Source organism: Pseudomonas sp. YL2, from assembly GCF_023063025.1.
Classification (GTDB): domain Bacteria; phylum Pseudomonadota; class Gammaproteobacteria; order Pseudomonadales; family Pseudomonadaceae; genus Aquipseudomonas; species Aquipseudomonas putida_A.
Window position 1 is genome coordinate 1 of record NZ_JAJSLU010000003.1, and the last position, 9,707, is coordinate 9,707.

The 9,707-nt window shown below is 59.3% G+C and carries 9 protein-coding genes and 4 tRNA genes; 3 read left to right on the top strand and 10 right to left on the bottom strand.

Annotated elements, in window-relative coordinates:
- From LVD08_RS05290 to LVD08_RS05315, 6 genes are all read right to left on the bottom strand, one after another.
- Window positions 1-1,661, bottom strand: a 1,661-nt coding sequence (locus LVD08_RS05290) for a DUF6531 domain-containing protein (protein ID WP_247267657.1), incomplete at its 3' end; no start/stop codon positions are given.
- Window positions 1,662-1,909: 248 nt separating this feature from the next.
- A complete protein-coding gene (locus LVD08_RS05295; protein WP_098967903.1) occupies window positions 1,910-2,308 on the bottom strand; it encodes a sel1 repeat family protein in 399 nt (132 codons plus the stop codon).
- A complete protein-coding gene (locus LVD08_RS05300) occupies window positions 2,309-2,680 on the bottom strand; it encodes a hypothetical protein (RefSeq protein ID WP_003223109.1) in 372 nt (123 codons plus the stop codon).
- Entirely contained in the window at window positions 2,677-3,018 is a 342-nt protein-coding gene (locus LVD08_RS05305) for a helix-turn-helix domain-containing protein (protein ID WP_027613366.1), read from the bottom strand. The genes LVD08_RS05300 and LVD08_RS05305 overlap by 4 nt, the downstream gene beginning before the upstream one ends.
- Window positions 3,019-3,130: 112 nt before the next feature.
- Window positions 3,131-3,586: a YkvA family protein gene (locus LVD08_RS05310; RefSeq protein ID WP_027613367.1), complete on the bottom strand. Its 456-nt coding sequence runs from the start codon at window positions 3,584-3,586 to the stop codon at window positions 3,131-3,133.
- A 294-nt stretch (window positions 3,587-3,880) separates the two neighbouring features.
- Window positions 3,881-4,597, bottom strand: a complete 717-nt coding sequence (locus LVD08_RS05315; RefSeq protein WP_007966725.1) for an FKBP-type peptidyl-prolyl cis-trans isomerase — start codon at window positions 4,595-4,597, stop codon at window positions 3,881-3,883.
- Between the two features lie 270 nt (window positions 4,598-4,867).
- Between LVD08_RS05315 and LVD08_RS05320 the strand changes: the two genes are divergently transcribed.
- A complete protein-coding gene (locus tag LVD08_RS05320; RefSeq protein ID WP_247267658.1) occupies window positions 4,868-6,676 on the top strand; it encodes a di-heme-cytochrome C peroxidase in 1,809 nt (602 codons plus the stop codon).
- A complete protein-coding gene (locus LVD08_RS05325; RefSeq protein WP_431061414.1) occupies window positions 6,673-7,839 on the top strand; it encodes a catalase family protein in 1,167 nt (388 codons plus the stop codon). The genes LVD08_RS05320 and LVD08_RS05325 overlap by 4 nt, the downstream gene beginning before the upstream one ends.
- Window positions 7,840-7,987: 148 nt before the next feature.
- On the opposite strand, the gene LVD08_RS05330 is transcribed toward LVD08_RS05325, so the two are convergent.
- The 4 genes from LVD08_RS05330 to LVD08_RS05345 all read right to left on the bottom strand — a co-directional run bounded on the left by LVD08_RS05330 (window position 7,988) and on the right by LVD08_RS05345 (window position 8,529).
- Window positions 7,988-8,064: transfer RNA gene (locus LVD08_RS05330), tRNA-Asp, on the bottom strand.
- Window positions 8,065-8,083: 19 nt separating this feature from the next.
- Window positions 8,084-8,159, bottom strand: a tRNA-Val gene (locus LVD08_RS05335).
- Between the two features lie 198 nt (window positions 8,160-8,357).
- Window positions 8,358-8,434: transfer RNA gene (locus LVD08_RS05340), tRNA-Asp, on the bottom strand.
- Between the two features lie 19 nt (window positions 8,435-8,453).
- Window positions 8,454-8,529 (bottom strand) — tRNA-Val (locus LVD08_RS05345).
- A 159-nt stretch (window positions 8,530-8,688) separates the two neighbouring features.
- Between LVD08_RS05345 and rdgC the strand changes: the two genes are divergently transcribed.
- A complete protein-coding gene (gene rdgC, locus LVD08_RS05350) occupies window positions 8,689-9,609 on the top strand; it encodes a recombination-associated protein RdgC (protein WP_003223096.1) in 921 nt (306 codons plus the stop codon).
- Window positions 9,610-9,707 lie beyond the last annotated feature (98 nt).

Here is a 9,707-nt window from a genome sequence, read left to right on the forward strand (position 1 = left end):
AACAACAACGACCGCCCGGCCCCGTTATCCAGGCGCTGCACACGCTCGGAAAAATCGCGATGCACCGTCAGCCGATTGCCATACGCATCACTGACCGCCACCAACTGCCCGGCGCGAAAGTGATAAAACCGCGCCGCATCCCCCGCCAGCGCGAGGATCAGTTCCTCCGGCTCATCGCCGAGAAAAATCGCCGCCCGCGACAGACTGTTGTGAATCTGCGACCGCTCCACACTGGGCAACGGAAACCGCGTGCGGCGATTTTCGTGATCGACCCAGATCACCGCCTCGCCATCGAACTCCAGCCGATGCGCCAGCGAATGACTCCAGCCAAACCCCAGCCCGACATCAACCTCCACCGCGCTGGTGCGGTACAACCGGGTGAACTCGAACGGCAACAAGCCATCGAGCGTGCCGTCGGTCAGGGTCAGCAGTTCTTCACCGGTGACCATCGACACCGGACAGCCGTTGGTGCAGGTCAGCGGCGCGCAATCTGCGCTGTCGCCGTTGGGGTTTTTCGCTTGATCGGGAGCGTCGTCGTGATGCTCTTTTTTCTGCAGGGCGGCATTGCGTTTCGCATCCCAGCGCAGTTGCATGCGGCCCTTTTTCACTCCGGCGGCAATGCCCCGCGCTGCGACAGTTTTGTATTGGTCAACGTAATGAATGAACGTGTTGACGATGCCGAACATCGCCTTGACCAGGCGTTTCACAACCGAGAGCAACTGGGCGGCGCGATCCGCCAGGCGTAGCGTCAGATAAGCGATCCCGGCGCCAGCCCCGACGAATGTCAACACAACGCCGATCAGCACATCGATCAGCACCTGCACGATCATCATCGACGCCGTTTCAGCGGTTTTGCCGGCGATCTGGCTGGGCGGCAGCATCTCCAGCCAGAGACTCGCCGCACGCAACAGCAAACACAGCGCCGCTTCATCACTGACCAGCAACTGCAGTTTCTGCATGACATCCGGAGCTGATTCTGCGAGATGAATCAGATCAGCCGCGCCGCTTCCCAGCCGCTCGGCAAATGCGCCTGGATCCTTGAGAATCTCCGACAGCATGCCGATGCTGTCCCATACCCCCTCGATCGCCGCCCAGCTCCCGGCGAGCATGCCGTTGCCCGCCGCCGTCGCCACCGACTGCGACCACTGCGGCTTGAACCCCTGCCACTCGCTGCGCAACCAGCCATCCAGCTCGCCGGTCAAGCCGTCGTAGGACTTGAACAGTGCCTCGATCTGCTCCGGGGTAACGTCGCTGTGCACCTGCACGCGATAAAACTTGCCTGGCGTACCGGTGAAGGTGCCCCGGCCTTGCGCATCCAGTGCCACGGGCGAGGTTTTTCCATCATCCACCGCCACCACATCCACCACGATATCGCCCAGCGGAATGTCGTACACCGACTCGAATTTGCTCTCGATCGCCAGCACCCCGCTTTTCGGGCACTGCACGACGCCGGTGGCAAACTCACTGTCGCCCGTGCTGACCGCGGTGACGCGATCACCAAAGCGGATAACCCGCTCCATGCCCATCAGCGACGGCAGGTCCGCCGCGTGGCTGACCTGGTCGGCCGCTCCGCTGAGCCAGTGTTCAAGTTGCTGGCGATAGAGGCTGAGGGTGTCGGGGAAGCTGTCGAGTTCCTGCTCGATACGGCTGACGGCTTCCATCAGCGCACGCGACGATGCGGGGTGGAATGAAAAACCGGGTCAAACATGAGCGTTCCCTCGCGCAAAAATTAGGCGCGGGGACTTTGCGGGGGATCAATCAGGAAAGAAGTCAGGCGAGTAGGTGTTTGCTGTAGGACTAATCCGCAAAAGGCTGATTACTACAAAAAACGTATAGCGATAAACGCAAACGTGGCGTGAGGTTTCCCTCACGCCACGTTTATCGAGCGATACAAAATGATTTACCGGGTTTAATCCCGAGCGCTCAACTCTTTGAGTTTGAGCTCGGCCAACGGGTGACCGGCCTTGGCTGCCAAGGTCCACCAGCGCGCCGCTTCGGCCGGATCCGGCGCTTTGCTCGGCGTACCGGCCAAGCTGATCACGCCGACCTGATAGGCCGCTTTGCCATCACCGGCAAGCGCCGCCAGACGCAACAGCCGCACACCCTCTTCGCGGGCACCCAGGCCAACCCCGCGAAACGTCAGAATGTGCCCATAAAAGCTCTGCGCGCCGACATCGCCAAGATTGGCCATGCGCGCAAACTGCCCTTCGAGCCAGCGCCAGCCTCTGGGCTGGCGAACAAACCACGACCAGTGAAACAGCCTGCGGGCCAACCAGTAACTGGCTGACGCCTTGAGTCGTAAGAACACTCAGGCCTCCGCCGATTCCGGGTACTCGTATTCGAAAACTCTGACCACTTCCGACGCATGCCAGGAAGCAGCCGCGACGCCATCGGAGGGCCCGGAAAAGCGCCCCAGACGCTCGACACACTCAAAGAAACCGGTACGTGGCAAACGGCTGGCACCCTGGCTGATCACCAGCGAACTGCGCAACGGCTGTTCAGCCTTTGCGTCGAGTGCGGCCAGATGCTCAAGTGCCGCGGTCAGCGTCTGCATCGCCGGCGTCGGCAGTTGCAAACGCTCGAGCAAGGCTCGATAGGTCAACAGATGGCGCTGCCTGCGCGCCTGATCCAGCTCCCCGAGCAATCCGTCCCAATGTTGACGACTGATGCGTACGCTCACGATTCATCCCTCCAACCCGGCACCGTCAGTTCCCAGGCCAGGCTGCGACGAATCGCGGCGTCAGGTTGACGCTCGCCGCTTTCGATCATGGCCAGATAAGACGGGCTGATGCCTACCGTGCGGGCCAGCGCCTCGATGGCGATGCCCTTCCCTTCGCGCAAACTGCGTAGTTGATCCAGACCTGGAAGAATCGGGTCTGGCGTTGCGGCGGCCGGCGCTGGCGCCTGCTGCTGCGGTGTTTCGTTGATGCCTGCTGCTTTCAGTAGAGCCTGATACTGAACCCATGGCAGAACCGCATATTCGGGTTCGCCATCGCGTGCAATTATCTGAATATCCATGACTACCCCGTAGGACAACAACACTTAGCGAGTCGGCACTTTTCCCTAGAAGTGTAATCCTAACAGCGGCCAAGGTCGCGGGGGGTATCTATCTGTCTGCAGGGGGAGTGAATCAGGGCTTTTTCGGGCCCTGAAGCTGAAGTTGCTCGGGGGTATCAGGCAGACGTTCGACCACCGCAAGTTTTTCCGGCTGCTGGCGGTTGCGCCAGAGCCGAAAAGCATTCAGCTCATCGTCGAGGGTTTTCATCAGCCAGGCCAGAACGGCGATGTCATCGAGCATACCGAACACCGGAATGAAATCCGGAATCGCATCCACCGGGCTGAGGAAGTACATCAGGCCCGCCACCACCGAGACGATGGCTTTCGGGCTGATCGCTCGGTATTCGCCACGCCAGTATGCAAGACACAGTGCCTGGAGCAAACGCAGATCTTCCTTGAGTTTGCCAAGGCGATTGCCTTGCGCCGCTCCTTTGCTCGCCACCGCGAACAACAGGGTCGGCAGACGCCCACGGGCCAGCAATCGACCGGCGAGGGGCAGAAATCGGGCGAAATTCCACGGCGCTTTCATCTATTTCTCCCGTTGAAATGTTATCCACACAAATTGTGGATAACCTTGTGAACAGAGCTGCATTTCAGCGCTGAAAGCCCCGTTTCATAAGGGCTGCGCTCAGATCGGGCGTTTTTTACTCACATAAAAAACCCCAATATTTCATTGACTTGGCGGCTCAGGGCGTCTAGCGCTGGCAGCGTCAATCTCTAGGACTGCGGTAAGCGCCATCCGTTCGCTCTGTTTACCGCCAGCATCGTCCAGATGCAACAACGCCCCGCATATGCGAGGCGTTGTCTTCGAAGCTACAGCCGATTACTTGGCGGCGGCGTCTTCTTTGGCAGGATCCTTGATGGCCAGCAGTTCCAGGTCGAAGACCAGAACCGAGTTGGCCGGGATTGCCGGGCTTGGCGATTGCGCGCCGTAAGCCAGATCGCTAGGGATGTACAGTTTGTACTTCTCGCCAACGTGCATCAGTTGCAGACCTTCAACCCAACCCGGGATCACACCGCTGACCGGCAGATCGATCGGGCTGCCACGTTCAACGGAGCTGTCGAACACGGTGCCGTTGGTCAGCTTGCCGGTGTAGTGAACAGTCACGACGTCGGTAGGCTTGGGCTGTGGGCCGTCGGCTTTCTTGACCACTTCGTACTGCAGACCGGAAGCGGTGGTGGTGACACCAGGCTTCTTGCCGTTTTCTTCGAGGAATTTCTTGCCAGCGGCTGCCGACTCTTCGCTCATCTTGGCCATACGCTCTTCAGCACGCTTTTGCAGTGCGGCGAAGGCTTCGACCAGTTCTTCGTCTTTCAGCTTCTGTTCTTTCTTGCCGACGGCATCTTCGATGCCCTGGGCTACCGCTTTGGAGTCCAGATCATCCATGCCTTCCTGAGCAAGGCTCTTGCCCATGTTCAGGCCGATACCGTAGGAAGCTTTTTGCGCCGGGGTTTTCAGCTCTACGCTGGTCTGCGAATCACAACCCGCGAGGACCAGGCTAACCAGGGCTACCGCCGCCGCCAACCGATGCTGTTTCATGCTATTTCCTTGTTCATGCGCCGAAAGGGCAATCGAGTAAAGCCGCGAGCTTATCAGGCCGCCACGACCAATGGCTACCGGCATGAGAGCAGGAAATGTCCGATAAGTTCAGGGATTAAAACGCATTCGGGCCAAGGGACGATGAAGCTTCTGTCATCTGGAGCTGACAAGGGCTGATGAGACTTCATACGACAGTTGGCGTAATGGCCACTTGCCGCACCTGCAACAGCTGAGGCATAACAAGGCAACAACTCGACAAGGATGTTTATCTTGCGCCTCTTATACCGTGTGCTGGCATTGATCATAGTGCTGCTGGGCCTGGCTCTGGCAGTGATTCTGTACTACGTCGCCAACCCGAAACTGCCCTTCTATACCCCGGCCCAACAGGTGCATTACCTGCAGCAGTGGAGCGAGGAGGAACGCCAGACCTACTACTTCACGCCGCAAGGCACACAGGTCAAAGGCCTGCGCTATGAATGGTTCGAGGCGCTGGAACTGCCCTTCTCGCAGCAGCGTTTCGCGTCCCCGGAATACCTCGCACGCTTCGGTTTTCTGGTTGATCCACAGCAGAAAGCCACGTCGAACAACCCCGGCAATCTGCCGGTCGGTTTCGCCCGCCACGCGAATCCCGGTGGCAGCGAGCAATATCTCGATATCACCTGCGCTGCTTGCCACACTGGCGAATTGCGCTTCAAAGGCCAGGCCGTGCGAATTGACGGTGGTTCGGCGCAGCATGTCTTGCCTTCCAGCGTTCCTACATTGCGCGGTGGCAGTTTCGGACAAGCCTTGGTCGCGAGTCTGGCCTCGACTTACTACAACCCATGGAAATTCGAGCGTTTCGCCAAAAATGTTCTGGGCGATGACTACGAGACACGCCAGGAGCAACTGCGCAAAGACTTCAAGCAATCGCTGAACACCTTCCTCAAAGTCGCCTGGAACGACACGCATCGCGGCCTCTACCCGACCGAAGAAGGCCCGGGCCGCACCGACGCATTCGGCCGCATCGCCAACGCCACCTTCGGCGATGCGATCTCCCCCGCTAACTACCGCGTGGCCAACGCACCGGTGGACTACCCGCAACTGTGGAACATGTGGACGTTCGACTGGGTGCAGTGGAACGGCTCGGCGCAACAACCGATGGCGCGCAATATCGGTGAGGCACTGGGGGTCGGCGCCACGCTGAATTTCTTCGACAACAACGGCCAGCCGCTGCAGGGCGATGCGCGTTATGCCTCGAGTGTGCGCGTGCGGGATCTGCACCAAATCGAAGAAACCCTGCAACGCCTGCAACCGCCGGCCTGGCCGGAGGATGTTCTGGGCGCCATCGACAAACCGCTGGCCGCCAAGGGCCGCACGCTGTTTGCCGAGAACTGCGCCGGTTGCCACGTGCCGCGCAAGACTCAGGAGGGCGAGCGCTGGGTGCAGCACTTGCACATGTTGCCGGTGGAGGTGATCGGCACCGACCCGAATGCCGCGGCCAACATAGCCAACCACCGTTTCGACCTGACGCCGCTGCAATGGGACCTGAAGGAGCTGGAGCAGATGGATGTGAAGTTGCATCCGACGCCCTCCGAACCACTGGATCTGAGCCAGCTCTCGGTGGCCAAGGGCCTGGCCTACGTCACCGCGTTCGTCGAAAACCGCGCCTATCGCGAGGCCGGTGTCACCCCGCAGGAAAAACCCCAACTCGACGGCTTCGGACTGCCGATCGGCGTACGCGAAAAGGTCGCCTACAAGGCCAGGCCGTTGGCCGGTATCTGGGCCACCGCGCCGTTTCTGCACAACGGTTCAGTACCGAGCCTTTATCAACTGCTGTCACCGCAGGATGAGCGTGCCACGACGTTTTATAAAGGTTCGTTCGAATACGACCCGCGTCATCTGGGCTATCGCACCGAAGCCTTTACTAATGGCTTTCTGTTCGACACGCGGATTAGCGGCAACCACAACAGCGGTCATGAATTCCGCGCCGGCGAGCGTGGTAATGGGGTCATCGGCCGACTGCTGCAACCAGAAGAACGCTGGGCCTTGCTGGAGTACCTGAAAGTACTGGGCGGACCGTTGGAGGCGCAATTGCCATGATGATCAACCCGTACAAAAGACCGTCGATGTTCGCCCGCGTCTGGTTATGGCTGGGGCGCCTGCTGGGCAAAGCCCTACTGACATTGCTGATTATCGGCCTGCTGGGCTGGGCCATCGCCAGCGCGTGGTTCGCCTGGCAACACAGAGGTCCGGTGTCAGCGCAGGAACAGGTTCCCGCCGGTGAAGCAGCGATGACCCAGGACGTGATCCAGACCGCCGTACGCATCGTCGATCAACATCGCGAAAGCACGCGTTATCTGCGCGACGCGCATGCCAAGGCCCATGGTTGCGTGAAAGCCGAAGTGACGGTGCTGCCGGAACTGACACCTGCGTTGCGCCAAGGCGTATTCAGTGAGCCGGGCAAAACCTGGCAGGCGATGATTCGCCTTTCCAATGGCAACGCCTACCCGCAGTTCGACAGCATCCGCGATGCCCGGGGCATGGCAGTCAAGCTGCTCGATGTGCCCGGCAAACCATTGCTCGGCGACCGTCAGCAGCGCCACGAGCAAGACTTCGTGATGTTCAGCCACCCGAACTTCTTTGTCAGCGATGTCGCCGAGTATCGTCAGAATGTGGCGGCTCAGGCTGACGGCAAAAAAATCATGGCGTTTTTCCCCGGTTGGGACCCGCGCATCTGGCAGATCCGCCACCTGTTCATCGCCTTGGCGACCCTGGCGCCGCCACCAGACAGCCCGACGGCGACAACGTACTTTTCGGTATCGCCCTACAAATTCGGGGAGGCCAATGCGAAGTTCCGGGTCGCGCCGGATCCGGACAATTGCCCGGCGTATGCCCTGCCCCCGCAAAACCACGACCTGCCGAATTTCCTGCGCAGCGCCTTGAACCAGCAACTGTCGACGGATCGGGTGCCAGCGTGTTTTGTGCTGCAGATCCAGCGTCAGGATGCGAACAAGTACATGCCGATCGAGGACACCAGCATCGAATGGCGCGAACAGGATTCACCGTTCGAAAGTGTGGCGCGAATCACTCTGCCTGCGCAGGACTTCGACACACCGGCGTTGAATCTGGCGTGTGACAACCTGTCGTTCAACCCGTGGTTTGGTATCGAAGCGCACCGACCGATTGGCGGGATCAACCGTTTGCGCAAAGCGGTGTATGAGGCGGTGAGCGATTATCGGCATAGCCGCAATGCTGAACAGTGAGAAGACGAGGAGATGATTTGTGGTGAGGGGATTTATCCCCTCACTACAAAGGCAGTGCAGAAATGCTCAAATCGCAGACAGCAAAAAGCCCGCACTAGGCGGGCTTTCTGTGGTGACCTGGCGTTCAGTGGGTCCAGGTGACCGAATATGGCGCAGCGGACGGGACTCGAACCCGCGACCCCCGGCGTGACAGGCCGGTATTCTAACCGACTGAACTACCGCTGCGCGAAACGCTTGAAACGAATGGTGGGTGATGACGGGATCGAACCGCCGACATTCTGCTTGTAAGGCAGACGCTCTCCCAGCTGAGCTAATCACCCTTCGCTTCGTTACGGGGCGCATTATGCCACAAGTTTTCGTAATGTGTTGATTTAATTGAAGTTTTTTCAAAAAAATCCGAAAACCGGTGAAACGACACAAACCCGATGGAACAAGGTACAAACTTGAGACAGAAAAAAACCCGCTTCAGCGGGTTTTTCCGTGGTGACCTGGCGTTCAGTGGTCCAGGTTACCGAATATGGCGCAGCGGACGGGACTCGAACCCGCGACCCCCGGCGTGACAGGCCGGTATTCTAACCGACTGAACTACCGCTGCGCGAAACGCTTGAAACGAATGGTGGGTGATGACGGGATCGAACCGCCGACATTCTGCTTGTAAGGCAGACGCTCTCCCAGCTGAGCTAATCACCCTTCGCTTCGGTGTGGCGCGCATTCTACGGAGCGACCCAACCTCTGGCAAGCACTTTTTTAATTAATTTTCTCAGGCCTTCCAAAGGCTTAGAGAAGGGTTGGCCTATGACCCGGCGAAGACAATAATGCCCCCCTTTGTATAAAGGAGAGACTCACCCCATGTGGTTCAAAAACCTGCTTATCTATCGCCTGACCCAAGACCTGCCTGTCGATGCCGAGGCGCTGGAAACTGCACTGGCCACCAAACTGGCGCGTCCATGTGCAAGCCAGGAGTTGACCACCTACGGTTTCGTCGCGCCGTTCGGCAAAGGCGAAGATGCGCCACTGGTGCACGTCAGCGGTGACTTCCTGCTGATCGCTGCGCGTAAAGAAGAACGCATTCTGCCGGGCAGCGTCGTGCGCGACGCGGTAAAGGAAAAGGTCGAAGAGATCGAAGCCGAGCAGATGCGCAAGGTCTATAAGAAGGAACGCGATCAGATCAAGGATGAAATCATCCAGGCGTTCCTGCCGCGCGCCTTTATCCGTCGCTCGTCGACCTTCGCCGCCATCGCGCCGAAACAGGGTCTGATTCTGGTCAACTCGGCCAGCCCGAAACGTGCCGAAGACCTGCTTTCCACAATGCGTGAAGTGCTCGGCACCCTGCCCGTGCGTCCGCTGACCGTGAAAACCGCGCCGACCGCCGTGATGACCGAATGGGTCACCACCCAGCAAGCCGCCCCGGACTTCTTCGTTCTGGACGAGTGCGAGCTGCGCGACACCCACGAAGACGGCGGCATCGTGCGTTGCAAGCGTCAGGATCTGACCAGCGAAGAAATCCAGCTGCACCTGAGCACCGGCAAAGTAGTCACCCAATTGTCGCTGGCCTGGCAGGACAAACTGTCGTTCATGCTCGACGACAAGATGACCGTCAAACGCCTGAAGTTCGAAGACCTGCTGCAGGATCAGGCGGAACAGGACGGCGGCGACGAAGCGCTGGGCCAACTGGACGCCAGCTTCACCCTGATGATGCTGACCTTCGGCGACTTCCTGCCGGCACTGGTGGAAGCGTTGGGCGGTGAAGAGACTCCGCAGGGGATCTAAAACCCTTGTGAAATCCCAATGTGGGAGCGGGCTTGCTCGCGAAAGCGGTGTGTCATTCAACATTAACCTGACTGACCCGCCGCTTTCGCGAGCAAGCC